This is a genomic window from Streptomyces gamaensis (genome assembly GCF_042656465.1).
Taxonomy (GTDB): domain Bacteria; phylum Actinomycetota; class Actinomycetes; order Streptomycetales; family Streptomycetaceae; genus Streptomyces; species Streptomyces gamaensis.
Window position 1 is genome coordinate 1 of the sequence record NZ_JBHSPB010000029.1, and the last position, 26233, is coordinate 26233.

Annotated in this window: 16 protein-coding genes; 7 read left to right on the forward strand and 9 right to left on the reverse strand. The window is 74.4% G+C overall.

The annotated features are described in order from the left end of the window. The 3 genes from ACFP1Z_RS30460 to ACFP1Z_RS30470 form a co-directional block, all read left to right on the forward strand. Nucleotides 1–2458, forward strand: a 2458-nt coding sequence (locus ACFP1Z_RS30460; RefSeq protein ID WP_390320948.1) for a LuxR C-terminal-related transcriptional regulator, incomplete at its 5' end; no start/stop codon positions are given. A gap of 120 nt (nt 2459–2578) precedes the next feature. Further along, nucleotides 2579–3586: a non-homologous end-joining DNA ligase gene (ligD, locus tag ACFP1Z_RS30465; RefSeq protein WP_390320949.1), complete on the forward strand. Its 1008-nt coding sequence runs from the start codon at nt 2579–2581 to the stop codon at nt 3584–3586. Between the two features lie 11 nt (nt 3587–3597). Beyond that, on the forward strand, nt 3598–4152 hold the full coding sequence (locus tag ACFP1Z_RS30470) for a DUF6328 family protein (RefSeq protein WP_390320950.1): 555 nt from the start codon (nt 3598–3600) through the stop codon (nt 4150–4152). Nucleotides 4153–4197: 45 nt separating this feature from the next. On the opposite strand, the gene ACFP1Z_RS30475 is transcribed toward ACFP1Z_RS30470, so the two are convergent. Further along, nucleotides 4198–4749, reverse strand: coding sequence for a hypothetical protein (locus ACFP1Z_RS30475; protein WP_390320951.1), 552 nt, complete (start codon nt 4747–4749; stop codon nt 4198–4200). Between the two features lie 461 nt (nt 4750–5210). On the opposite strand from ACFP1Z_RS30475, the gene ACFP1Z_RS30480 reads away from it, so the two are divergent. Beyond that, complete coding sequence (locus ACFP1Z_RS30480; protein ID WP_390320952.1) at nt 5211–6005, forward strand: G1 family glutamic endopeptidase; 795 nt, start codon at nt 5211–5213, stop codon at nt 6003–6005. Nucleotides 6006–6101: 96 nt separating this feature from the next. Here ACFP1Z_RS30480 and ACFP1Z_RS30485 read toward each other — a convergent pair whose 3' ends face one another. Then, nucleotides 6102–6542, reverse strand: coding sequence for a universal stress protein (locus ACFP1Z_RS30485; protein ID WP_390320953.1), 441 nt, complete (start codon nt 6540–6542; stop codon nt 6102–6104). A gap of 90 nt (nt 6543–6632) precedes the next feature. Beyond that, complete coding sequence (locus tag ACFP1Z_RS30490) at nt 6633–7787, reverse strand: site-2 protease family protein (RefSeq protein WP_390320954.1); 1155 nt, start codon at nt 7785–7787, stop codon at nt 6633–6635. Nucleotides 7788–7998: 211 nt separating this feature from the next. Here ACFP1Z_RS30490 and ACFP1Z_RS30495 point away from each other — a divergent pair, with 211 nt between their 5' ends. Next, complete coding sequence (locus ACFP1Z_RS30495; RefSeq protein WP_465269295.1) at nt 7999–8430, forward strand: phosphatase domain-containing protein; 432 nt, start codon at nt 7999–8001, stop codon at nt 8428–8430. Nucleotides 8431–8470: 40 nt separating this feature from the next. On the opposite strand, the gene ACFP1Z_RS30500 is transcribed toward ACFP1Z_RS30495, so the two are convergent. Then, nucleotides 8471–9130: an NADPH-dependent FMN reductase gene (locus tag ACFP1Z_RS30500; RefSeq protein WP_390320956.1), complete on the reverse strand. Its 660-nt coding sequence runs from the start codon at nt 9128–9130 to the stop codon at nt 8471–8473. A 223-nt stretch (nt 9131–9353) separates the two neighbouring features. Here ACFP1Z_RS30500 and ACFP1Z_RS30505 point away from each other — a divergent pair, with 223 nt between their 5' ends. Both ACFP1Z_RS30505 and bla read left to right on the forward strand, forming a co-directional pair. Next, nucleotides 9354–10409: a class I SAM-dependent methyltransferase gene (locus tag ACFP1Z_RS30505; RefSeq protein ID WP_390321013.1), complete on the forward strand. Its 1056-nt coding sequence runs from the start codon at nt 9354–9356 to the stop codon at nt 10407–10409. Nucleotides 10410–10537: 128 nt separating this feature from the next. Then, nucleotides 10538–11464 carry a class A beta-lactamase gene (bla, locus tag ACFP1Z_RS30510; RefSeq protein ID WP_390320957.1) on the forward strand — a complete coding sequence of 309 codons (927 nt, stop codon included), beginning with the start codon at nt 10538–10540 and terminating at the stop codon, nt 11462–11464. Nucleotides 11465–11478: 14 nt separating this feature from the next. Here bla and ACFP1Z_RS30515 read toward each other — a convergent pair whose 3' ends face one another. From ACFP1Z_RS30515 to ACFP1Z_RS30535, 5 genes are read right to left on the reverse strand one after another with little or no spacing between them, the layout of a single operon-like run. Next, entirely contained in the window at nt 11479–12633 is a 1155-nt protein-coding gene (locus ACFP1Z_RS30515; RefSeq protein ID WP_390320958.1) for a glycosyltransferase, read from the reverse strand. Further along, nucleotides 12630–13406 (reverse strand): alpha/beta fold hydrolase, encoded by a 777-nt coding sequence (locus tag ACFP1Z_RS30520; protein ID WP_390320959.1) that lies wholly within the window; start codon nt 13404–13406, stop codon nt 12630–12632. The genes ACFP1Z_RS30515 and ACFP1Z_RS30520 overlap by 4 nt, the downstream gene beginning before the upstream one ends. An 11-nt stretch (nt 13407–13417) precedes the next feature. Next, nucleotides 13418–13714 carry an acyl carrier protein gene (locus tag ACFP1Z_RS30525; protein WP_390320960.1) on the reverse strand — a complete coding sequence of 99 codons (297 nt, stop codon included), beginning with the start codon at nt 13712–13714 and terminating at the stop codon, nt 13418–13420. Next, nucleotides 13711–18336: a type I polyketide synthase gene (locus ACFP1Z_RS30530; RefSeq protein WP_390320961.1), complete on the reverse strand. Its 4626-nt coding sequence runs from the start codon at nt 18334–18336 to the stop codon at nt 13711–13713. The genes ACFP1Z_RS30525 and ACFP1Z_RS30530 overlap by 4 nt, the downstream gene beginning before the upstream one ends. Then, a complete protein-coding gene (locus ACFP1Z_RS30535; protein ID WP_390321014.1) occupies nt 18333–25307 on the reverse strand; it encodes an SDR family NAD(P)-dependent oxidoreductase in 6975 nt (2324 codons plus the stop codon). The genes ACFP1Z_RS30530 and ACFP1Z_RS30535 overlap by 4 nt, the downstream gene beginning before the upstream one ends. Nucleotides 25308–26233 lie beyond the last annotated feature (926 nt).

Sequence of the window (26233 nt, forward strand, 5' to 3'; positions counted from 1 at the left end):
GGCACACACGGCCACCCCCGCATGGCAACAGCCCACCGGCGGCAGCCCGTCGCTGCGGCGCGCGCTGGACGAGGGCACCGACACGGCCCTCTCCCCCACCTCCGAAGCCCCCGGCACCCGCCAGGCACAGGCACACACGGCCACCCCCGCACGGCAACAGCCCACCGGCGGCAACCCGTCGCTGCTGCACGCGCTGGACGAGGGCACCGACACGGCCCTCTCCCCCACCTCCGAAGCCCCCGGCACCCGCCAGGCACAGGCACACACGGCCACCCCCGCATGGCAACAGCCCACCGGCGGCAGCCCGTCGCTGCGGCGCGCGCTGGACGAGGGCACCGACACGGCCCTCTCCCCCGCCTCCGAAGCCCCCGGCACCCGCCAGGCACAGGCACACACGGCCACCCCCGCACGGCAACAGCCCACCGGCGGCAACCCGTCGCTGCTGCACGCGCTGGACGAGGGCACCGACACGGCCCTCTCCCCCGCCTCCGAAGCCCCCGACGCCCGCCGGGCACAGGCGCACACGACCGCCCCCGCATGGCAACGACTCACCAGCGACAGCCCATTGCTGCTGCACGCGCTGGCCGAAGACGCCGACACGACCCCCTCCCTCACGTCCGAAATCCCCGGCGCCCGCCGGGCCCGGCGCCTCGGCGGAGCCGGCGGACCCGCCCCCGTACCCGGCCCCGCGTTCGCCGCGGCCGTGCGCCGTCTTCTCGGCCGGCTCGGGCCGGAGGCGCTGCGGAGCGCCGGTGTCCTCGCCGCGCTGGGCCCGTCGGCCACGCCGTCCCGGGTCGGCGCCCTCATCGTGCGGCTGGCCGGGGACGCGCGGGGCGTGGCGGTCCTGGACGCCGTGGGGCTCACCGAGGCCGGCCGGTACCGCTGTGAGGCCGCGCGCGACGTCGTCCTCGCGGAGACGCCGCCGTCCGAACGGGCCGCGGCGCACCGGGAGATCGCCCGTTTCCTGTACGAGGACGGGGCGGATCCGGCCGAGGTCTCCCACCACCTCGTGGCCGCCGGCCCGGTGCCCGAGGACTGGGCGACCCGGACGCTGCGGGAGGCCGCCGGGCAGGCGCTGCGCGCCAACGACGGGCAGCGGGCGGTGCGTTGCCTGCGCACCGCGTACGAGGCGTGCGCGCCGGACGGGCGCGTACGGGCGGCCGTACGGGCCGAACTGGCGCAAGCAGAATGGGAGATGGACCCCGCCACGGCCCGCAGGCACCTCGACGCGCTGCTGCGGGCCCACCACGACGGCCACTTGCCGGCCCGCTGCGGCGTCGACCTCGCCGGCCACCTGCTGTGGCACGGCAGGCCGGCCGACGCCGAGGACGTGCTGCGGGACCTGGACGCGGCGGCCGCAGACCTTCCGGAGGACTGCCGGGACCGGCTGGAGACCGTCCGCGTCTGGTACGCGCGCGCCTACCCGGTCCCCGGCGGACGCCACCACGGCCTGTCCGCGTACGGGGAGGCGGGCCGGGTGGGTGCGATCGACGCGCAGGCGGACGGCGCGACGCTGCTGCGGGCGCTGCTCGCCGACCGGCCGGAGGACGGGACGGTCGAGGCGGCGGAACGGCTGTTGCAGGGGGTCGTGCTGCACCGTCCGCCGGTGGCCCCGGCCGTCGCCGCGCTCGCGTCGTTCGTCCAGGCCGGCCGTCTGGACCGGGCGGCGGCCTGGTGCGAACTGCTGTACCGGGAGGCGCGGGGCCGTACGCCGACGGTACGGGCGCTGTTCGCGGCCGCCTGCGCGGCCGTGCACTGCCGCGTCGGCGACCCGGACCTGGGACGGCGCCGGGCCGACGAGGCGCTGACGCTGGTGCGCCCGGACGCGTGGGGCGTCGCCGTGGGCGTGCCGCTGGCGGCGAAGGCGCTGGCGTGCACGGCGCAGGGCGACACGGAGGCGGCGGCGGAGTGCTTCCGCGTCGCCGTGCCCGAGGCGATGTTCCGTTCCCTGCCCGCGCTGCACTATCTGCAGGCGCGTGGCTGCCATCACCTGTCGGTGGGCCGTCACCACGCGGCGCTCGGCGACTTCCACGCGTGCCGGGACCTGATGGCGGCGTGGCGCCTGGACCTGCCGTCGTACGTGTCGTGGCGCGTGCCCGCCGCCGAGGCGCTCATCGGTCTGAACAGGCCTGAGGAAGCGGGTGAGTTGCTCGACGCGGAACTCTCCCGCCCGCGCCCCGGCAACACCTGGCTCCACGCCCGCGCCCGCGAACTGCGCGCCCGCCTCCCCACGGCCTCCCGCCCCCGTGCGCAGGCCACCGCCGAGGACCTCAGCGCGGCCGAGCGCCGGGTCGCCGAACTCGCCGCCCTCGGCCGCACCAACCGCGAGATAGCCGACGCACTGTTCGTCACCCGCAGCACGGTCGAGCAGCATCTGACCCGCGTCTACCGCAAACTGGCGGTACGGGGCCGCGCGGAACTGGCGGCGGCCCTGGGGGCCGGGGAGCCGGGCCGCTGAGGGGGTCACCTCCGATCGGCGGTCCCCACCCTGCGCCGGCGGGTGCGTGATGTCACGGTGATGCGTGTACCGGTACGCACCGCGGCGCGTGGTGAAGGCCCCCGTCCGGGGAGGTGGGTCGTGAGTGGTCTGCTCGGCCGGCTGGGGGAGGAGGAGCGGGGGCGGTTGCGGGTCGCGCGGGAGGGGGATGCCGGGGAGCCGATGCTGGCGACGGCCGGTGGGCGGCGGGAGGTCGGCGCGGGCTGGGTGTTCGAGCGGAAGCTGGACGGAGTGCGGGTGCTGGGGACGCGGCGGGGCGAGCGGGTACGGCTGGTCTCGCGGAGCGGGCAGCCGCTGCACCGGACGTATCCGGAGCTCGTCGACGCCCTGGAGGCGCAGCGGTGCGGTGACTTCACGGTCGACGGCGAGGTGGTGGCCCTGAGCGGCGGACGGACCGATTTCGCCCGGTTGCAGCGGCGGATGCAGATCACCGATCCGGCGCGGGCGCGGGCGAGCGGGGTGGCGGTGGTGTACTACGTCTTCGACCTGCTGAGCCTGAACGGGGTCGATGTGACCGGGCTGCCGCTGCGGGTGCGCAAGGGGCTGCTGCGGGACGCGTTCCGGTTCCGGGCTCCGTTGCGGTTCACCCCGCACCGGCTCGGGGACGGTGCGGAGCTGCTGGCGGCGGCCTGTGCCCGGGGCTGGGAGGGGCTGATCGCGAAGCGGGCGGACTCCGCGTACGTCCACCGCCGTTCCCGGGACTGGCTGAAGCTGAAGTGCTCGGCCGGGCAGGAGTTCGTCGTCGGTGGTTTCACGGATCCGGCGGGCAGCCGTGCCGGTTTCGGGGCGCTGCTGCTGGGCTATTACGAGGGCCGGCGGCTGCGGTACGCGGGGAAGGTGGGCACGGGTTTCCCGGACGCCCTGCTGCGCTCCTTGCGCCGTCGGCTGGACGGTCTGGTCCGGGAGCGTTCGCCGTTCTGCGAGGAGGTCGCGGAGCGGGGGACGCACTGGGTGCGTCCCGAGCTCGTCGCGCAGGTCGGCTTCACGGAGTGGACGCCTGCGGGTCAGCTGCGCCATCCGCGTTTTCTGGGGCTGCGCGAGGACAAGCCCGCCGCGGAGGTCGTCCGCGAGCGGCCCGGGACAGGGTGAGGGAAGGGCGTATGGCGGAGAACGGCACACCCGGTGGTCCCTCCGGCCCGTCCGGGCCGTACGGTCCGGAGCGGTCCGGGGCCGGGGCGCGGCGGGGCCGCGTCGAGTCGGTGGAGGAGCGTGCGGACCGGCACTGGGCCGAGTTGCTGCAGGAGGTGCGTGTCACCCAGACCGGCGTGCAGATCCTCTTCGGCTTTCTGCTGATGGTGGTCTTCACCCCGAGGTTCGCGACGCTGGATCACACCGATCGGGCCATCTATGTGGTCACGGTCGTGCTGGGGGCGGCCACGACGGGGGCGCTGGTCGGCCCGGTCTCCTTCCACCGGATCGTCAGCGGGCACCGGCTCAAGCCGCAGACCGTCGCCTGGGCCGCGCGGCTGACGATGACCGGGGTGGTGCTGCTGCTGGCCACGATGGCCTCGGCGCTGCTGCTGGTCCTGCGGATCGCCCTGCGCAGCGCGGCGGTTCCGTGGCTGGTGGGCGGGGTGCTGGCGTGGCTGGTGCTGTGCTGGTTCGGTCTGCCGGGCTGGGCGCTGCACCGGTACGGGCGCGGTCCGCGACGGTGACGGCCGGGCCCGGGCGTGTGACGCGCCCGGCCCCGCCCCCGGAGGTCAGCCCTTCGGGGGTTTGGCGGCGCCGTCGCTGAGGGTGACGTTCGCGCTGCGGTGCACGGGCCGCAGGCAGTTGTGCGGTACGGCGATCGTGCAGATCACCATGGTGTCCTTGACGCGGGCGTCGCCCGACGTGAGGGGCACCAGGGACAGGAAGCGCATGATGCTCGCCTGGCTCTTGCCGTTGCAGGGTGTCTTGGGCACGAGCCGGCCGGGGGCGTCGGTCCTGTCCTGGGTGAGGACGCCGTCGACGACGACGTAGTAGCCGTCGGGGCAGGTGATGTTGACCCCGTGGTCCACTTGCAGGTTGTTGAAGTGCAGGGCTCCGGTGCGTTCCAGGCTGTAGTCGGGTTCGACGGCGACCGCGGGGAGCGCGGGTGCGGACGCCGACGCGGACGCGGTGGGTACGGCCTGGGGGCTCGGTGCCGAGGCGTGGGCCACGGGGCGGGTGGCGCCCTGCCCGGTGGTGGTGCCGGGGGCCATGAGTATGGCCCCGGTCACCGTGACGAGGGCGGCGACGGCCATCGGGAGCCGCTGGCGCTGTGTGTCCATGGGGGTTCCTCCGGGAGTAGGCACGGCGGGACCCGACCGGCCCGCCGGACGTGCGCTCGGGAGATCCCCATGCCATCACGGCCGGGCGCGGAGCGCGCGTCGGCTGTGGCAACAGGGTCATCCGCCGGGTCCGTCCGTCCCGTCGCGGGACCGGGCGGACGCCGCGGGCGGCGGGCACACAGGCGCGTACGGCCGTCAACTCCACGCGGAGCACGGCGACATGGGCCCGCGACGCCCCCTCGCGCGGGCGGCGCGAACGGAGTTCGGGCTGTGCCCGGGTCACACCTGTCGGAACGAGCTCAGCACACTCCGCACCAATCTGCCCATATTTGCCTCTCTTTCGGGTGAATGCTCGCGTGGCCGCTGTTGTCTCTTATGTCCGTGCGCTGTCCTGGGCGTTGTCCTTGGGGCCCTCGACCACGCGACGCGCAGGGCGGCCCGCCGATGGAAGGGGGACGGTCATGCACCTCAGGATGAACGCGAGAAGGCTGGGTGCCGTCGCGGCGGCGGTCCTGAGCGGCGCCGCGCTGACGCTCTCCCCCGAGCCGGCCGCGACGGGTGCCGCCCCGGCGCCGACCGCCTTCGGGCCGGGCCCGGGGCCGGGCGGCAAGCCCGGCGACATCTTCCAGGGCAGCAACTGGGGCGGCTACGCGGCCGAGGGGCACTACACGAGCATCTCCGGCTCCTGGGTGCAGCCGCATGTCACCTGCGCCCCGGTGGGCTCCCTGTTCGGCATCTGGCTCGGCCTGGACGGCTACGGCTCGTCGACCGTGGAGCAGACGGGTGTGCAGATCGACTGCTCCAGCGGGACCCCGGAGCTGTCCGGCTGGTACGAGATGTACCCGGCGAACCCGGTGTACTGGCGCGATCCCATCGCCGAGGGCGACAGCATGACCGCCTCGGTCGTCTTCCAGGGCAATTCCTTCCCGTTCAGCGGCGGCCGCTACACCATCACCCTCAAGGACAACACGCGCGGCTGGACGGAGACGGTGAGCCCGCCCGTCGGCAACGCCCACAACGCCAGCGCGGAAGCGGTCATCGAGTCACCGGTGCACAGCTACCCGTACTTCCAGCAGGTGGACTTCACGAACATCACCGTGAACGGCAAGCCCTTCGGCGGCCTCAGCCCGAGCCCCGTGCCGCTCACCAGCGACGGCTACGCGCCGGGTCCGCTGAACGGCGGCTCGTTCGCGATCACGCCCGCCGGCCGGGCCAGGGCCCGCCACCTGGAGGGCGCCGCGGCGCGGGGACGCTGACGGCTCCGTCCGGAACCACCGCCAACTACCCCTCGGCACAGGCGCGTTCGACCCGCAGCCGCCCCGGTCTTCCGCTCAAGCAGCCGCGAACACCCGTCAGTTGTCGCCCCGCACCACCACGACCGGGCACGGCGCGTGCTGGACGCAGTGCTGGCCGACCGAGCCGAGGAGGGCGCCCTGGAAGCCGCCGTGGCCGCGGTGGCCGAGGACGAGGAGGTCGGCCCCACGGGCGCGTTCGAGGAGGATCTCGGCGGCGTTGCCGGGGACCACGCTCTGGCGGACCTCGGCCTTCGGGTCGTCGGCCACGGCCTCGGCGACGGTCTGCGCGAGGGCCTCCTCGGCGGCGTGGTCGAGCACGGGGTCGGCCTTGGTCATGGACCCGCCGAAGACGGCCGGGTGGGACCAGCACAGGACGGCCTCGACGACGGCGCCGGTGCAACGGGCCTGCCGCAGGGCCCAGTTCAGGGCCCGTTTGGAGGGGGGCGAGGCGTCCACGCCCACCACGATGCGATGCTCCTGCGGCGGTTCGTCGGCCATGGCGCCCTACGCCCTCTCGATCCGGTGGGTCCCGCAGCGGCAGCCTAACGCCCGGGGCACGGGCCGGTCGTCCGGGCGGCGCCGAACGGGTCACCACCGGGGTCCGTCACGGTGCTCGCGTTCCTGTGCGCGTTCCCGCTCGCGGTGGCGCACGAAGCGGTCGATGTCCTGGGCGGTGACGGCGCCGGCGAGCCGGCCGTCCTCGACGACGAGGATCGCCAGCCGCGCGGCCGGTGTGGCCCTCTCCAGCACCGCGACGAGTTCTTCCTGCGGTGCGGCGACGGTGCACTGGGCGATCGGGACGGCCACGTCGCGCACGCGCACCTCCTCCCGCCGGGACGCCGGGACCATCGACAGCCGCATGCGCTCGGCCAGTCCGCTGGGGCGGCCCTCGAAGTCGTAGAGGGCGGCCGCCGGACGGTCGGTGTGCGCCATGACCTCGGTGAGGAAACGGTCCACAGTGTGCCAGTCGGGTCCCGAGGGCGCCGACGCCGTCATGACGTCCGCGACGCGTACGCCCTCCAGCGCGGAGACGAGCGCGGCCTGCCGTACCTCGGTCGCGGCCGACAGTCCGACGAAGCCGCCGACGAGCATCAGCCACAGCCCGGAGCCGGCACCCCGGGTCAGGGCGAGCCAGCCCAGGGCCATGAGCACGAACCCGGCGGCCTGTCCGCAGCGGCCGGCGATCCGCTGGGCCCTGAACCGGTCGCCGCCGCGCCACCACAGGGCCGCCTGCAGGATCCGCCCGCCGTCCAGGGGCGCGGCGGGCAGCAGATTGAAGGCGCCCAGGAACACATTGGCCCAGCCCGCCCACACCAGGACGGCCGCCGGCAGCGTCCAGCGCAGCACGTGCCCGGTGCCGAAGCCCGCGGCGAGCGCGAGACCGCCCAGGACGAGGCTGGTCAGCGGCCCGGCGACGGAGACGGCGAACTGCACGCGCGGGGTGCCGGCGCGGCCCAGCCGGGTCACCCCGCCCAGCCCCCAGACGGTGATGTCCTCGACGCGGATCCCGGCCCGCTTGGCGATCACCGCGTGCGCCGACTCGTGCAGCAGCAGACTCGCGGCCAGCAGGACGGCACCGGCCAGTCCGGCCAGGCTGTAGACGGTCGCGGAGTGCCCGGGCACCCAGGCCGGCAGGGTGCCGCCGGCCAGGCCCAGGCTGAGGAAGACGATGAGGACGGGCGCGCTCCAGTGCACCCGCAGCGGAATGCCGAAGATCCTGCCCAGTGGAAGCGAGCCGCCCATCGCTCGTGTCCCGTCACCCAGGCCCCGGCCCGCGCCGCGCGGGCGCCGCCGGAACGCGGTCCCGGCCACCGGGGAACCGGCCGCGGTGGCCCTGTGCCTCCATTATCCGCCGGGCGGGCCCGTCACCGCAGGGGCGCCGCGACCGCGCCGGAGGCGGGCGGGGTCGGCGATGGCGCGCGCCGACGGGCCGCCCGGCCGTTACGGTGAACGGGTGAACGAGACCTGGGACTCCGAGGGGCCTGGGGTGCTGCGGCTGCCCTCCGGGCGGCTGGTGCGGGGGCGTGCGCTGCGGCGTCCGCTGCCGCCGGGGCCGGTGCCCGGCTACGCCGTGCATCTGCTGGGCAAGCGGCCGCCGGACGTGCCGTGGGAGGCCGACTGGCTGCTGTGGCCGGACTTCCGGCTGCCCGGGGACCCCGTGCGGGCCCGCGCCGTGCTCACCGGGGCGTGGGAACGGGCCGCCGGCGAGCGGGTCGAGGTCGCCTGCGGCGGCGGCCGGGGCCGAACGGGCACGGCGCTGGCCTGCCTTGCCGTCCTCGACGGCGTACCGGCGGAGCGGGCCGTGGAGTTCGTGCGCCGGCACTACGACGCGCGCGCCGTCGAGACCCCGTGGCAGAAGCGCTACGTGCGCCGCTTCGCCGCCTGAGCCGCCGCGGCCCCGACGCCGACCCGGCCCCGACTTGCCCTCAGCCCTCGGCGCGTTGGGTGACATGGGCTCCGGTCTGGTCGCCGAGGAACTCGTACCAGCGGCGGCGCAGGCACACGTACCGGGTGTCGGCCTCGACCAGCCGCAGGAACGAGGTGAGTGTCTCGCGCAGCCGCTCCTGGAGGTCGTCCTTGAAGAGGTTCCCGTCCTCCTTGAACGCCTCGTGCGCGGACGCGAGGCTGAACATGTCGGGGTAGACGCGGCTGCCCAGGTGTTCCAGCGGGACGCGCAGCGCCCACAGTCCGCGGTTGCCGCCGACCATGGACGGCGAGGCGGAGACCAGCATGGTCTGTTTGTCCTTGAAGGGCTGGGGGCTGGTCCGCGACACCCAGTCGATCATGTTCTTGAGCCCGCCGGGCACCGAGGCGTTGTACTCGGGGGAGGCGATGACGAACGCGTCGCACTTCTCCAGCCGTTCGCACAGGGCGCGGGTGCCCGCCGGGATGCCCCCGGCCGACTCCAGGTCGCCGTCGTAGACGGGCATGCCGAACTCGCCGATGCGGGCCTCCTCCACATCGGCCCCGGCCTCCTCGATCAGCCGGGCGACGAGCGAGGCCAGCTTGATGTTGAGGGAACCGGCGCGGAACGAGCCGGCGAGGACGAACACCCGCATGGGCGGGGGCGGGGCACCGGATGTCATGGCGGAACTCCTCACTGGGCGTCCCCTTCATCTTGAACGGACGGCGCCGGGGCGGCGACCCGGGCGTGCGCACGCGGCAGGGCGGCGCGGGCGGCTCCGGGCGCGCCGGTGTCCGCGCCTGCCCGTCCGGGTCCCGGTTTCGGGGCACGGTCACCCACACGGGTAAGCCCGGGACGGATCCGCTCGGCGCGTCCGGGCCCCGGGTACGGCACACGGCGTGACCATGACGCGAGCCGAGACCATCGCCGCCCTCCGCCCCCGCTACCAGAAGGACCTCGCCTCCGGCGTGGAACGCTTCTTCGCACCCCGCCGCACCATGTGCCCGTGGTGCGGTTCGGGACGGCTGCGTGAGCGGGTGCGTACGCGCGATCTGCTGCAGAACAAGCCGGGGACGTTCGTCGTCGACCGGTGCCTCTCGTGCGGGCATCACTTCCAGAATCCGCAACTCACCGAGGAAGGGCTGGAGTTCTACTACCGGGACTGTTACGACGGGCTGGGCGAGGAGTTGGCGCGAAGCATCCTGGGCGCCCCGGGCAGCACCAGGCGTCACAGGGCGGTCGCGCGCTCGCTGCGGCCGTCCATCGCGCCCGCTCGCTGGCTGGACGTCGGCACGGGGTACGGGTTCTTCCCGCAAGCGGCCAAGGACGTGTTCCCGGAGACGGTCTTCGAGGGCCTGGACCAGGGCGAGGGGGTGGAGGCCGCCGCGCGGGAAGGGCGGATCGAGCGGGCTCTGCGGGGGTCGTTCACCGAGCTGGCGCCGTCCCTCGCCGAGCGGTACGACACGGTGAGCATGCACCACTACCTGGAGCACACCCCGAACCCGCACGCGCAACTGCGGGCCGCCCGTGCCGCGTTGCGACCCGGCGGGCTCCTCCACATCGAGGTGCCCGACCCCGAGTCGGCATTCGCCGGACTCTTGGGCCGCTGGTGGCTGCCATGGCTCCAGCCCCAGCACCTGCACCTGATGCCGATGAGTAATCTGCGCCGGGCGTTGGAGGAAAGCGGCTTCACCGTGGTGACAGCGGAACGCGGGGCGGCACACAAGCCGTTGGAACTGTTCTGCGCCCTTCTGCTCCTGCTCTCCCGGCTGCTGCCCTACGACGACGCCCCCTGGCACCCGCAACCGCCGTCCGCCACCGCCCGGCACGTCCGGAAGCTGATGTGGGCGGGCGCGGCGCCGCTCGTGGTGGCGGCGTACGGCCTCGACGTGCTGGCGGGCCCTCTCCTGCGGCACGTCGGCTTCTCCAACGCCTACCGGCTGCTCGCCCGACGCGACTGAGAAACCGGGATGTAAGAGAAGGAAGTGGAACCAGTGAAGAACTTGTGGCGTCTTGAGCCGTGTCCTGTCGACGCCAGAAGCCCACCGACAGGACGGCACCGGACAGCAGAGAAAGAGGAGACGCGACTGTGGAGACCAAGGCAGCACGCCCGAGCCGCCGCGCGGTCCTGGCCGTGGGGGCCGGGGCGTCCCTGGCCGCCGCGATGTCCTTCGGCGCGAGCGGGACCGCCTTCGCCGCCTCCCGGACGGACACCGCCGTCAGACGCCTGCGGGCGCTGGAGGCCGAACGCGGCGCACGCCTCGGGGTGTTCGCCCACGACACGGGCAGCCGCGCGACCATACGGTACCGGGCCGGCGAACTCTTCCCGATGTGCTCGACGTTCAAGACCATCGCGGTCGCCGCCGTGCTGCGGGACCTCGACCGCGACGGCGGGTTCCTCGCCAAACGTCTGCACTACACCGAGCAGTACGCCAAGGCCTCCGGCTGGTACCCGGAGACCGGCAAGCCGCACAACCTCGCGAACGGCATGACCGTCGGCGAACTGTGCGACGCCGCCATCACCCAGAGCGACAACGCCGCCGCCAATCTGCTGCTCCAGGAGCTGGGCGGCCCGGACGCGATCACCCGGTTCTGCGAGTCGATCGGCGACCGGACGACCAATCTCACCCGTATCGAGCCGTACCTGAACTCGGCGGAGCCGGACCGCAAGACCGACACCACGACGCCTGAGGCCATCGGCAGCACCTACGAGCGCCTCGTCCTCGGCGACGCGCTGGACTGCGCCGACCAGAAGCGACTGGAGGGCTGGCTGCTCGCCAACACCACGAACAAGGACACCTTCCGCGCCGGCCTGCCCGAGGGCTGGCAGATCGCCGACAAGACGGGCAGCGGGAGTTACGGCACCCGCAACGACGTGGGCATCGTCCGGCCTCCCCGCCGCAAGCCCATCGTGCTGTCCGTCCTGAGCACCAAGCCGCAGAAGGGCGAGAAGGAGAAGGGCGACGACCAGCTGGTCGCGGACGCGGCCGCGATCGTCGCCGACGCCTTCGCCTGACCGCGCGCGGGACGCTAGCGGGCCGCCAGCGCTTCGAGATGGCCTGCGGCCGCCCGCGCTCCCCCGGCCGCCCGCAGGCGGCCGCGCAGCCGGCGGGCGGCGTCCCAGTGGTGCGGCCCGTCCAGGACGGCGTCGAGCGCCGCGCCCACCCGTATGCGGTCGGCGCGGCCGAACCGCACCCGTACGGCCGCCCCCGCCGCCGTCACCTGCTCGGCCACGAACGGCTGGTCGTCCCGGATCGGGGCGACGACCAGCGGGACGCCGTGCCACAGCGACTCGGTGACGGTGTTGTGCCCGGCGTGGCAGATCACCGCCGATGCCTGGGGCAGCAGGGCGAGTTGGGGAATCCTCGGCAGGACGAGGACGGTGTCGTCGCCGACCCCGGCCAGGACCCCGCCGGGGTCGGCGACCACGGCCTGCAGGCGTTCCGCGCGCTGCCGTACGGCCGCCACGCACTCGCCGAGGAAACGCGCGCCCACATCGGAGTTGACGGTGCCGAGGGTGATCAGGACGGTGTCCCGGTCCGGGTCGAGCCGCGCCCACGGGAAGTCCGGGGCGGGCCGGGTCGACGGGAGCGCGGGGCCCACGAAACGTACGCCGGGGGCCGGTACGGGGCGGCCCGCCAGCTCGGGGATCGTGTAGACCAGCACGAGGTCCGGGGAGACACACGGGTCGTGGGTGGCGGCGGGGTCGCCGAAACGTGCGCGCAGCCCCGCCGTCTGTGCGCCGACCCATGCTTCGACCTTGGGCAGGGTGGCGAGGGAACCGCCCAGCCCCGCCGGAGTGGTGGCCGAGGTCGCCCACGGCACCCCGGCCCGTTCCGCCGCGAGCGCGCCCGCGAGGGTCTGCTGGTCGGCGACGACGGCATCGGGGCGGAAGTCCCGGATCGCCCGCCGGGTGCCCGGGGTCATGGCCTCGGCGAGCGGGACGAGGAAGTCCTCCCACAGGAACCTCAGCGCCTCCGCCCCGCGCGCCCCAGGCGGTCTGCGCACGTCCGCGGGGACGGGACAGGGGTACAACTCGACGTCGGCGCCCGCCGCCTGCCGTACTGCCTCGGGCACGCCGGCCCAGGCGACGCGGTGCCCGCGCGCGGTCAGTTCGGCGGCGACGGCGGCGGCCGGGTTGATGTGGCCGGCGAGCGGCGGGACGACGAAGAGGAAGCGGCTCATGATGTCGGCACCGTCGGCGGCCGGACCTCGCGCAGCCAGTCGAGCAGGAGCGAGCCGAGCGTCCCTGGGGCGGCCGTGAGCACGTTGTGCCCGCAGCCCGGTATGACGGCGGTGCGGCAGCGCGGCAGCACGCGCTCCAGCACGGGCGCCGCCTCTACGAGGCCGAAGTCCCCGCCGTAAACGGCGAGTACGGGCACGGGCACCGCCCCCCAGTCGTCGGTCTTCCGGGTACGGCTCTTCGCGATGTCACCGATCAGGGTGGTGTCGTGCAGCAAGGGGACGGCCCGGCGGGACACCCGGGCCACCTGGGCGCCGTACTTGTTCTCGATCCGGTCGATCCCGCCGACGGCCCGTACTCCATCCGCGTACGCGGTGAGCCATCCGCTCAAGGCGTGCGCCCAGGCGGCGGTCGGCAGCAGGGCCTCGATCAGAGCCAGGCCCGCGAGACGGCCAGGGTGGTGCACGGCGAGATCCAGGACGACCGCCGCGCCGAAGCAGTTCCCGACCAACACGGGCCTGTCGAGCCCCAGGGTGTCCAGGAGGGACAGGAGGTCCGCTCCGAAGTCCTCCAGACGGTAACCGGTGGGCGGCCGTTCGCTGCGGCCGTGCCCACGCTGGTCGTACATCACCACGTGATGTCCCGCTGCCACGAGCCGGGCGGCGACACTGCAGTAGTAGCCGGCCAGGTTGTCCGCGACCAGGCCGTGCACGCACACCACGGCCGGGTGACCGGGATCGCCCAGCCGCTCGACATTGAGGCGAGTGCCGCTCACACTCAGTGCTGTCATCGCAAGCTGTCCACGATGTGCCGGACGAGGTGCCCGACCGTGAGGCGGGCGATCTCGGACAACCCGAGCGAGGCGAACCAGCCGGGGAAGTCGACCTGTTCCCCGTAGTGGGCGCGCAGCATGCCAGTGAGAGTGACCAGGTCGATGGACTCCAGGTCCAAGTCGTCCACGAACCGGGTTGCCGGCGTGATGCCGCCCGGCACGGGATCGCAGTCGTCGAGCAGGCGGTGCAGCACTTCGGTGATCCGGGCGAGCACGTCGGACTCGCTGCTGGTCGCAGGGGTCGTGGTCAAGGCTGTTGCTCCTCCTTCTGGGCAGGGCCCTGGCCGATGTCCGCTTCGGTCCAGGCGACGACGTAGCTCCTGGGCGGCAGTCCGGGGGGATTGCCGACGGGAGCGAGACGCAAACGGTACGAATGGCCCGACGGGGCACGGACGTCGAGCAGATCGGCACGGCCGGGCCGCCCGGCACTCACCAGGAAGCCGTGCGGATCACCACGCAGCCCCGTCCCCTCGGCCTTGGCCGCCGCCTCCTTGGCCGTCCAGAACCGGGCCAGCCACTCGGGCCCGCCGCCGAGCCGCTCGAACGAGGCGCGCTCGGCGGGCGCCAGGATCGCCTCGTAGGTCACGGCCGGGCGGTCGGTGATCTCCTCGATGCCGATGCCGGCCGGGCTGCCCCCGGGGCGTGCGAGCGCGACGGCCGCCTCCCGGCAGTGCGCCAGGGACAGCTCCAGCGGCGGCAGCCGCCGCCCGTGCACGCCGTGAGGGACTGGACGCCCGGAGGGCGCGTTGTCCACCCGGATCTCGCCGGGAAACACAGGCCCCGCGTCGTGTGCCCACAGGTGGTGCCGTACCGCGTCCTTGGCGGCGACCCTGCCGAGCAGCCACTGCCGTCTGCCACGCAAAGGGTGGCGTGCATAGGCGTCCCGTTCCGTACCGGCGAACTGGCTGCGCATCATCAGCTCCAAGGAGGCCGGGTCGGGCCAGTGGTCGAACAGCAGCTGCCAGCCCCCGGGTTGCGGAGTGGAGAACGTGCGGCTTTCCGGAGTGCGACAGGTGGCGACCGTGGCCAGGGTCAAGTCGAAATGGCGGTCCTGCCAGCCGTGGAACATCGCCCACACCCTGCCGTCGCGGGTGAGTTGCCCATCAGCCTCCAGCAGGGTGTCTCCGGTCCGAGTGACGCGGAGGTGGCAGGCCACGCGGGTGCCAGGGACGGGGTGCGGGCCATGGAGGGTGAGCTGCCGGATGCCGACGGGGAAGGGGGTGAAGCGTAGTCCGTGGCGCGCCAGCAGCCAGTAGCCCAGCAGCTGCCCGGCGTTGTCGAGGAGGGCGCCGGGTGCGTCCGGAGTGGTGAGGATGCCGCGTACGTGGCGTTCCCCGAGGGCGGTGATCTCCGTGACGCCCTGGAAGCACGGGCCGTGGAACATCCACCGGCGGTCGTACATCTCACGGGCGGAGACGGGCGGGCCGGTCTCGGGCGCGTCGCAGGCCCAAGGGGCGGGCGGCTCCGGGTGGTTGACGGCGGTCCGGACGCGGGCGCGGGCGTACCGGCCGAACCTGGTGTCGTAGAGCCCGTGGGGGCCGGCGGTGACCGTGAGGTCCACGGCGGTGGGCGGGGCGGCGACCGCCCACTCCAGGAACCGGGCGTCGTACACGGCGACAGGCGTCCGGCCGCTGTCGACGGCCGCGACGGCGTCGAGCATGAACTGGACGATGGTGGTGGCGGGGACGACGGGCCACCGGTCGGCGAGTTCGGGCCAGCCGGGACGCTGCCGGAAGAAGCAGTGGTCGAGGAGCCACGGCTGCTGGGCGGGGTCGATGTCGACCACGGTACGGGTGACGGCCGGCGCCGCGGGGACGGAGGGCGGCCCGGTGCGGGCCGGGTGTACGGGCAGTTGCTTTCGCGCCGCGCCGGGGCGGTCGGCCGTGCCCGACCGGTATGCCGAGTCCGCCCCGTCGCGGGGCGCCGGCGCGACGGAGCGGGCGCCGACGGACACGGGTGCACCGCCAGTTGTGGACTCAGGCTGCTTCTCGGGCGGACGGGCCGCCACGCCCTGCGGGGACACGGCCGCTGCCCCGTCGCGGGGAACCGATGCGGCGGCACGCGCCGCGCGCCCGGAGCCCGTTCCCGGACGACCGGGCACCTGGTCCGTACGCTCCGTCGCCGCGAACAGCTCCGCCGCGGTGGCCGCCGTCTCATCGAGCAGCGCCTCCAGCTCGGCGGCCGCCGGGACGTGACCGGCCAGGGCACGCAGCGGGCTCGCGGGGCCTCCCCCGTCCCTCGCGAACTCGGCGCGCAGGCGGTCGCGGACGTCCGGGGCCAGCGAGACCGGGCCCGCGCCCGAACCGAGACGCAACGGCTTCCCGCGGACACCCAGCGCGCCGAAGTCCGGTTCCGCACCGGCCGACCACAGGGCCGCGACGACCCTGTCGAGCTGGGCAAGCCCGGCGCGCTGCGGGGAGTTGGCGGTCACGGCCACGTGCGCGCGACGGCCGAGCGTGTCACCGACGAGCGCGGGCAGCTGGCCCGTACCCGCCTGTACGAAGGCCCGGAAGCCCGCCGCGTACAGAGCCTCGGTCAGCTCCCGGAACCGCACCGGTTCGAGGAGGTGCCGCAGGAACATTTCCCGGATACCGGCCGCGTCGTCCGGAAAAGGAGCGGCGGTCGTTGCGGACCACACGGGAATCCGCCCCGGCCGTACGGTCATCCGGCTCACGGTCTCCCGGACGGGCCCGAGGTGCGGGGCGAGCATCGGCGTGTGGAAGCCCGAGGTGAACGGCAGCACCCGCCCAAGGACCCCCTCGTCCCGCATCCGGCCCGCCAGGGCGTCGACCAGATCCGCCGGGCCGCAGACGACGCACTGGTGGGGGGCGTCGTCGTGGGAGAGCACGACGCCGGGGAAGCGGTGCAGCTCCGTCTCGACCCGGGCGGCGGGAGCCCCCAGGAGAAGGAAGGGGAGTGCGGGAAGCCGTACGCGGTGCGCGAAGACTTCCGTCAGCGAAGCACCCGGTTCGTCCACATCGAACACTCCGGCCACGCCCATCGCGGCCCATTCGCCGATGCTGTGGCCGGCGACGGCGTCCGGGCGGATACCGAGGCGATGCAGAGCGACAGTCAGCAGGACACCCACGTCGACCAGGGCTTTGCCGTGTCCGGCCAGGCTCCCGTCCCCCTCCTGAGGGACCGGGACGTGCGCCCACCCGAAATGTCGTGCCACGTCTTCGACTTGCGGTGCGAATCCGGCCTCCACCCCGGGGAAAAGGAAGGCCGTACGTCCCCCACCCGCCCCGAGCAACGGTTCCGGCACGAACCACACGTCCCCGCGCCCGCCCCACAGCCTCCCCCGGGCCACAGCCCTGCGGGCCAGCGCGAGTTGCTTCGCCCCGGGGCCGGCGACGGCGAGCCGGGCCGGGCCGCTGCCCCGTACGGAGCAGGCACGCAGGGCGGCGTCGTCGGTGTCCAGCAGCGCGGCCAGGGCCCGGGGGGTGTCCGCCGCGAGGCGCAGTACCGGTTCGCGCGCGGTGGCGACGGTGGCCCGTCTCGTGCGGACCGGAGCGGGAACCGGCAACTCCTCCAGCACCACATGGGCGTTGATCCCGCCGAACCCGAACGCGTTGACACCCGCCCGGCGTACCTCCGCCTCCCAGGGCCGGGCGGCCGCGAGCGGCCGGAAGCGGGTGGCGGCCAGGGCCGGGTGCGGGAGTTCACAGTGCAGGGTGGGCGGCAGGATGCGGTGGTGGATCGCCAGCGCGGCCTTGACCAGGGAGGCCGCGCCCGCCGCGGGCATGGCGTGACCGATCATCGACTTCACCGAGCCGACGACGGCGTCGGGGCCACGGTCCGGCAGGCCGAACACATCGGCCAGCACGGCGAGTTCGGCAGCGTCCCCGCGCGAGGTGCCCGTGCCGTGGGCCTCCAGCAGGCCGAGCGCGTCCGGGGCAGCGGGATCGAGCCCGGCCTCCGCCCAGGCGAGCCGCACGGCGCGGGCCTGCCCGGCCGGGTCGGGGGCGACGAGGGAGGAGGCGCGTCCGTCGGCGGCGACGCCCACGCCGCGTACGAGCGCGTACACCCGGTCGCCGGCGCGCCGCGCGTCCGCGAGCCGTTTGAGCACGACGATGCCGGTGCCCTCGGCGAGGAGCATGCCGTCGGCGTCACGGTGGAAGGGCCGGATGCGCTGGGTGGGGGACAGCGCCTTCAGGTCGGCGAAGACGCTCCACAGGGTGATGTCGTGGCAGTGGTGCGTCCCTCCCGCGAGCATCACGTCGCAGCGCCCGCGCCGCAGTTCGGTGACCGCGTGGTCGACGGCCACGAGGGAGGAGGCGCAGGCCGCGTCGACGGTGTAGGCGGGGCCGCGCAGGTCGAGGCGGTTGGCGATGCGGGACGCGGCGAGGTTCGGGACGAGGCCGAGGGCGGTGTCGGGGCGGTGCGGGCCGAGCGCGTCGAGGAAGGCGGTGCGCAGGGAGTCAAGCCGTTTCTCGCCCAGGCCGGGCATGACTTCCCGCAGGGTGCTCACGAGTTGGGCCGAGGTACGGACGCGCTGGTCGAGGCGGGCCAGTCCGGGGGTGAGATAGCCGCCCCGGCCGAGAACGATCCCCACGCGGGCACGGTCCTGCGGCAGCGTGCCGCCCGCGTCGGCGAGTGCCGCGGCGGCGGTGCGCAGGGCGATGAACTGGTCGGGCTCGCCGCCGGCGACGTCCGCCGGGGCGATCCCGAAAGCGGCGGAGTCGAAATCGGCCATTCCGTCGACGAAGCCGCCACGCGGGCGGTCCTGACCGTTGCCCCAACGCCCTTCCGGAGCCTCACTGATGGCGTCGACCCCGGTGCTGATGTTGTGCCAGTACGTGCCCAGATCCCCCGCTCCGGGCAGGGTGACGGCCATCCCGACGACGGCCACGGGTTCGGGTGCCGCCGTCACAGGAGCCGCCCCGGGGCGGTGAGGACCACTTCGGTGATCTCCGGGTCGCCGTGGGCGAGTTCCCGCAGCAGCGCCCGTACGCCCTCCTCCGGGTCGATCAGGGCGAGCCCGCGCCGGGCGTACGCGCGGGCGAGCTCCGGGCCGACCATGCCGGGGTGGCGGGGGTCGGGCGCCCAGGGTCCCCAGTGGACGGTCAGGGTGCGGCTTCCGGTGTCCTGCCGCCACTGCCTGCCGAGGACGGCGAGGGCGTCGTTGGCGGCGCTGTAGTCGGTCTGGCCCCGGTTGCCGAGGACGGCGGCGACGGAGCCGAACAGCACCGTGGTGTGCGGGGGTTCGGGGAGATCACGCAGCGCGGAGAGCAGCGCGTGCGCTCCGTCGACCTTGGTGCCGTGCACGCGGGCGAGGGAGTCCGGCTCCTTGTCGGCGAACAGCCGGTCCTCGACGACGCCGGCGGCGTGCACGACGGCGTCGATACGGGCCGCGTCGGCGTGGATCGCGCCGACGGTCGCGCGTACGGCTTCGTGGTCGCGCAGGTCGACGCGGTGGTAGTGGGCCGTTCCGCCGACGGCCTCGATGGCGGCGAGTGTCGCGACGACTTCGCGCCGGGCGAGGATCCGGCGGGCCTCCCGCTCGATACCGGCGGGCGGGAGGCCGCCGCGCGCGGCGAGCACGGAGCGCAGGGCGGTAAGGCCGGAAGCGGCGGCGAGGGCCGGGTCTTCGGCCTCTGTGGGGATGCCGGTGGGGATGCCGGTACGGCCGAGCAGTTCCACGCGGCATCCGGCGGCGGCGAGGGAGACGGCCGTACGGGCCGTGATCCCCCGGGCCCCGCCGGCGAGCAGGACCACACTGCCGGGGACGAACGCGGGGGCGCCGCCGGTCGCGGGGAGCGGGGCCCGGTACAGCTCGGTCCCGTACCGCGTGCCGTCCGCGGCCCGACGGACGACCGGGGCCCGGTCCGGGGCCAGGAGTTCCCCGACGAGCTCGTCCGCGAGCACGGCGGCGGGCCGCTCACCGCCGAGAGCGACGGACCGGACGAGGCTGTCCGGGTACTCGCGGGCGAGCGAACGGAAGAGGCCGTCCAGCCCGGCGGTCCGGGCCTCTTCGGCCTCGGGCCGGGCGCAGAGCAGATAGCGCGGTGGGGTCCGCAGGACGTCCTGGAAGAGGGAGAAGGCGGCGGGGAGGAGGGGCGCGGTACCGGCGGTGAGGGCGTCGACGTGAATGACGCCGTCGTGGTGGGTGCCGGGCGGGGTGGTGGCCCGGGTGGCGGTGGCGCCGAGGGCGTTGAGGCGGTCGAGGAGGGCGCGGGCGAGGGGGGAGTCGCCCCCGAGGAGAAGGAACCGCCAGCCGCTGAAAGCGACGTCGTCGGGGGCGGGGGCTCCGGCGAGCGGGGTCTCCCGGAGGAGATGCCGTTCGGGAGGCAGGGCAAGGGGACGGTTGCCGGGGGGAGTTGTCGGGGCGTCAGCGACTTGTCGGGGCACGTCGAGGCGGGGAGGCGTCGGGCCGTCCGACACAGCATCACCCCGCACGACCGCGACGCCCGCCCCGGGCCCCGGGTCCAACGGCTCGTGCGGCAGTGCCGCCGGGCAAGCGTCCGTATCGTCCCCTACCACCGGAACGCCCGTGACGTGCGGGGGCATCGGACCGTCGAGTGGGCCTCGCCCTTCCCGGGCGGCCGCGCCGATGGACGGCCATTCGCCGGGCGGTTCGGGCACGGGCGGACCGGCCGGGAGCGGCAGGCCCGGCACAGTCTCCTCGCCGGAGGCGGTCCCGTGCCCCGGAGCCTCGGTGCTCTCTCCCCACCGGGCCCGTACCCCCTCCGCCAGTGCCCTCGCCGTGCGGGACCGGAGCAGTTCCTCGACCCCCGACTCCGCCCATTCCGGCCAGGCGCCCGGGACCGGGCCCTGCGGTCCCGCGAGGCGGCGGGCCAGTTCGCCCACGATCTCGGTGCGCTTGATGGAGTCGATGCTCAGGTCGGCCTCCAGGTCGAGTTCGGGCTCGATGAGTTCCAGGGGGTAGCCGGTGCGTTCGCTGATCACGGTGCGTACCGTGTCCAGAATGTCCACCGCGGGGGCCCGCGCGATCCGTGGTTCAGGGTCGGGTGCGGGCGACGCCACAACCGGCACGACCGGCGCGTCCGCCACCGGCGCCGGCACCGTCCCCGCCCCGAAGTACGCCAGCAGTACGTCCCGCTGAGCCGCCACCATCTCCCGGCTGCCGCGCAGGAATTCGGCCAGCAGGTCGGGGCCCTCGGCGTCCGGCGCGCCCGGGGTCCCGCCGGTGAGCCGGATCCGTCGGGCCGGGCGCAGCCCACCCCGTACCGGCTCCCCGTCGGCCGTACGGACCAGTGCGCCGTCGACCGTCCAGCCCGGCCGTACCGGCACGGCCCGCGCGTCGGCGACGACCGCGTCGCGCCCGGCGAACAGCCGCTCGGCCGCGACGGGCACGCCGGCCGCCGCGAGCCGGGCGAGCGCGTGCAGGTGTCCGGGGAGCCCGGCGTCGGGGTGCGGTGCGAAGGGGACGGCGAGGTGCGGGCGTTCGCCGAGGATCGCGCGGACCAGGCCGGTGAGCACCGTGCCGGGACCGGCCTCGACGAAGACGCGGGCGCCGGCCTCGTACATGGCCTCGATCTGCGCGACGAAGCGGACGGGCGCGGCGAGTTGTGCGGCGAGCCGCCGCCGTCCGTCGGCCGGGTCGTCCGGGTAGGGCTCGGCGGTCGCGTTGGACCACACCGGGATGCCGGGCGTACGGAAGGGGTGCCCGGCCAGCGCCGCCTCGAATTCGCTCGCCGCTCCGGCGACGAGGGGGCTGTGGAAGGCGCAGGGGACGGGGAGGCGGTGCGCGGTCAGTCCGGCGTCGGCCGCTGCGGCGAGGGCCTGCTCGACGGCTGCCGCGCGCCCCGAAATCACTGTCTGCGCGGGCGCGTTGTGGTTGGCGACGACGACCGCTTCGGCCAGTCCGGTCTCCGCGAGGAGCGCTTCGGTCTTCTCCGGTTCCGCCGCGACGGCGGCCATGGCTCCGGGGGCGCCGTCGGCGGCCGCGGCCATCGCGCGGGCGCGGGCCGTACTGAGGTCGGGCACCGTCTCGGGGGCGAGGGCACCGGCGGCGGCGAGGGCGACGAGTTCTCCGTAGGAGTGTCCGGCCACCATGTCGGCCCGTACGCCGAGCCGCTTCAGCACGTCGTGGACGGCCAGGCAGACCGCGCCGAGGGCGGGCTGGGCGCTCCGCGTGTCGGCGAGGCGGGCCCGCTGTGCTTCCCGGGTGGCTGCGTCGAACGCGGCGGGCGGGAACAGGACATCGGAGGGTACGGAGCGCAAATGGCGCTGGGTCTCGGGGAAGGCGGTGAACAGTTCCGCGAGCATGCCGGGCCACTGGCTGCCCTGCCCGGGGAAGAGGAGGGCGACCTTGCCGGGCGGCGGGGCGGAGACCCCGGCGAGGCACACCCCGGGCCGCTCCTCCCCCGCCACCACGCATCGCAGCAACTCCGGCAGCCCGTCCAGTGATTCCGCGACCACGGCCGCGCCCACCGGTCCCGTGCCCGTACGCCGCGCGGCGGTCAGCGCGAGGTCGCGCAGCCGCCAGGGCCGGCCGGCGCCGTCGTTGGCCTCGACGAGCCGCAGCAGTGCGCGGGCGTCGTCCGTGTGCCGCAGGACGAACAGTTCGGCGGGCCACGCGTCGTGGCCGCAGCGGGGTGGCACGGCTCCGTCGGCGGCGCGCAGCACCGCGTGGAAGTTGGTGCCGCCGAAGCCGAACGCGCTCACTCCGGCGACCCGCCGTCCGGCGGGCCAGGGCAGGGCCCTGTCGTGGAAGACGAAGGGGCTGTCGTCGGGCTGCCAGCCGGGGTTGGGGTGGCGCAGGTGCAGGGTCGGCGGCCTGACGCCCGTGTGGAGCGCGAGGGCCGCCTTGATCATTCCGGCGAGTCCGGCGGCGCACTTGGTGTGCCCGAGCTGGGACTTGACGGAGCCGATGACACAGCCGCCCGGCCGGGCTCCGGAGTCCGTGAACACCTCGGTGAGCGCGGCGAGTTCGGTGCGGTCGCCGACGACCGTGCCCGTGCCGTGGGCCTCGACGAGGCCGGCGGCGGCGGGCGGGACACCGGCCTGCGCGTAGGCCCGTTCGAGGGCGGTGCGCTGGCCCTCGCGGCGGGGCGCGGTCAGGCCGAGGGAGCGGCCGTCGGCGGAGCTGCCGACGGCTTCGACGACGGCGTAGACGCGGTCGCCGTCGCGTTCGGCGTCCGCGAGCCGCTTGAGTACGACGCAGGCGACGCCCTCGCCGAGCGTGATGCCGTCGGCGTCGGCGTCGAAGGGGCGGCAGCGGCCGGTCGGGGAGAGCGCGGGGACGGAGGAGAAGAGCAGATAGTCCTTGATGCCGTTGTGGAGGTCGACGCCCCCGCACAGGGCGAGGTCGGCGGAGCCGGTGCGCAGTTGCCGGCAGGCGGCATCGAGGGCGGTCAGGGAGGAGGCGCAGGCCGCGTCGACGGTGTAGGCGGTGCCGCCGAGGCCGAGGCGGTTGGCGATGCGTCCGGCGATGACGTTGGCGAGCAGGCCGGGGAAGGAGTCCTCGGTGAGGGCGGGCAGTTGCGCGGCCAGTTCCTCGGGGAGGCGGCCGGTGTAGGACGGCAGGACGGTGCGCAGGGTGAGCGCGTCCGCGCTGTCGCTGCCGGCTTCGGCACCGAAGATCACGCAGGTGCGGTCGCGGGGGAAGGCGCGGCGGTCGTAGCCGGCGTCGGCCAAGGCCCGGGCGGCGGTCTCCAGGGCGAGCAGTTGCGCGGGGTCGATCGCGGGCAGGGAGGCTGGGGGGATGCCGTAGCGCAGCGGGTCGAAGGGGATGCGCGGCAGGAATCCGCCCCGGGTGGACGCGGTCACGTCGTGGGCGGTGGCCTGCGGCCCGTGGTGGACGGCGGGGTCCCAGCGGCCGGGCGGCACTTCGGTGACGGAGTCGGTGCCGGCGAGCACGTTGGCCCAGTAGGACGGCAGGTCGGGGGCGCCGGGGAACACGCAGGCCATACCGACGACCGCGATGCCCAGGGGTTCGGGCACGGGCTGCTCCCCCGGCGGGGTCAGCGGTGCGGTGCCGGCAGCGCGCCGCTCGTAGAACTCCGCTGCCTCTTCGGTGACTTGCCGGTGCAGTTCCGTGACGTCGGTCGTGGTACTGCGCAGGACGGCCGCTTCCCCGGCCATGAACAGGCCCTCGGCGAGCTGCCGTTGCTCATCCGCCTCGACGAGGGTGTCGCCGACGCGCTCGACGCCCTTGCCGGCGAGGCGCAGCCGTCCGAGGTTGAGCTGCTCCAGTTCCTCCCACGCTTCCCGCTCGGGCACGCCGCGCTCGCTCAGCTCGGCCTTGCGGGCCTCGTGGGTGCGGCAGTAGGGGCTGGGCAGGCAGCGGGTGACCTGCCCGGGGCCAGTGCGCAGGACGGCGGTGTGCTCGGCGGCGAGGGCCTGCCGCTGGTAGAGGGGTTGGACGGCGCCGCAGTGGACGGCTTCCTCGGTGAAGAGGTAGGCGGTGCCCATGAGGATGCCGGTGGTGGCGCCGGCGGCGCGGATGCCCGTGGTGAGGGCGGCGACGGCGGCGGCGGAGCGCGCGTCGTGGATGCCGCCGGCGAAGAGCACATCGACAGCGGGCTGCTGCTGTCCTGCCAGGAAGTCCTCCAGGACGGCGAGTTGGGCCTCCCAGAGCGGGAAGCTGTTGCGCGGTCCGATGTGTCCTCCGCACTCGGCGCCCTCGAAGACGAAGCGCCGGGCGCCCGCCGCGAGGAACTGCTCCAGCAGCCCGGGCGAGGGCACGTGCAGGAACGTACGGATGCCGTGCGCCTCCAGCTCGGCGGCCTGCGCGGGCCGGCCGCCGGCGACGATCGCGTGGGTGGGCCGGAGTGCGGTCACGGCCGCGAGCTGGGCGGTACGGACCTCCTCGGGCGCGAAGCCGAGGATGCCGACGCCCCAGGGGCGCTCCCCGAGAGTGTCCCCGGTCTCCTTCAGCAGGGCCCGGGTCTGTTCCGCGTCGGCGAGCGCGAGGGCGAGGAACGGCAGCCCTCCGGCGTCGGCGACGGCCTTCGCGAAGCGCGGCTGGTCGCTGACGCGGGTCATGGGCCCCTGGGCGACGGGGAGTCGCGTGCCGAGGCTGCCGCTGCCGCACATGGGTGAGCCGGGGCGGAGCGCGGCGGGGGCGCCGCGGTCCCGTACGGCCCGGTCGACGGCTTCGCGTACGGCCCGTACGGCTACGGCGGCCGTGCGGTACCGGTCGGCGAAGCGGCGGGCGAGGAAGGCGTCCTGACCGAGGGGCAGGTTTTCACCGCTTCGGGGGAGCGGCAGTCCGGGGTGTGCGGGGGTGAGGGTGCGGCGGCCGTTGTCATACCGCGTCTCCGTACCGTCAACTGACCGGAGCACGGTGGCGAGTTCGGGCGCGGTGTCCGCCTCGTCGAGCAGCGCGAGCTGCACGTCGAGGACGACTCCGGCGGCGCCCGCGAGGACGGCGGCCGGCGCGGTGTGCGGCCCGATGCCGCCGCAGGCCCACACGGGCACGGTCACGTCGTGATCGGCGAGGAGTTGCTGGAGCAGCACGAACGTGGACAGTTCGCCCGCGGGCCCGCCGCACTCGCTGCCGCGCGCGATCAGCCCAGCGGCGCCCGCGCCGACCGCCGTACGGCCCTCGCGCAGACCGCGTACCTCGGCGAGGACGGCTCCGGGCGGGAACTGCCCGATGCCGTAGGGGGTTTCGGGGGCGAGGAGCACGGCGTGCGGGCCGGTGCCGTCGGGGGCGTACAGCTCCTCGGGGCGGAGGGCGCAGTCGGCGGAGAGCCGGACGCCGTAGGCGTCGGGGGTCCAGGCACGGACGAGCTCCAGCGCCTCCCGGGCGGCCCTGCCGTCGCTTCCGAGGTCGACGACGCCGAGCCCTCCGGCTCTGCCGACAGCCGCCGCGAGCCGTGCGTCCGGCACCCCGAAGAGGCCGGTACCGATCACTGCGCGCTGTGCTGCCACCTTCACCAAGGAGGCGCCTCCTTCGCTGGGACCGGACAGCAAGGCTGCCGAGTCGGTCACGGCAAGTGGCGCCGGATCGGGGGGAGTTCACCCGGATCGGGGAGGGGGTGGTCGGGTGTGCGGCTGAGTGGGGGGCGGTTCGTTCATGCGTACCGGCAACCACCCTTACGGGAAAGGCAGTTGGGGTCTGCAAGGCGATAAAGTGATCGCACGGCGCACCCAGTGCGCCCCCTTCCAAAGGAGGACAGTCCTCCGCGCGTCGGGCTCCTGCTCCGTGGAGTCCGAATTCGGCGGGCTCCTCCGGTGCGGCCCCGGTCAAGCCGCGTTCAATGAAATGGAAGGGGGCGTCCATGGGACGTCATCGGAAGAAGACACGCTTCGAGCTATTTGTGGAAACCATCCGCGAGTTCCTCGGGAGGTGCTTCCGCCGATGACCGGTCGGCGGTGGCCGGCAGTCCTCAAAGCCACTGAGGGCTCCCGACCAGTAACCGCCTAATCGGTCGGCCCTCGTTCCAGGCGATGTGACCTATCGCCGGGACGGGGGCCACTCTTCATTTGTTGGACGGTACCGGGATCGGCGGTGGTCGGCAATCCTCAACCTTGCTGAGGACTCCCGACCGCTAACCACCTAGCCGGTCGGCCCACGTTCCCGGCGATCTGACCATCACCGGGAAGGGGGCCATTCTTCTTTTGTGGAGCGATGACCGGTCGGCGGTGGTCGGCAGTCCTCATCGCCATTGAGGGATCCCGACCAGTAACCGCCTAATCGGTCGGCCCTCGTTCCCGGCGATAGACCGATCGCCGGGACGGGGGCCACTTGCTGTCTCTCCGGAGCGACCTAGCTCCACGGCCCGACCATCGTCGAACCGAGAGCTCTCCGGCTGGGCCTGAATCTTGCCTGGCCGTACACGTCCCGCAGGCCCTCG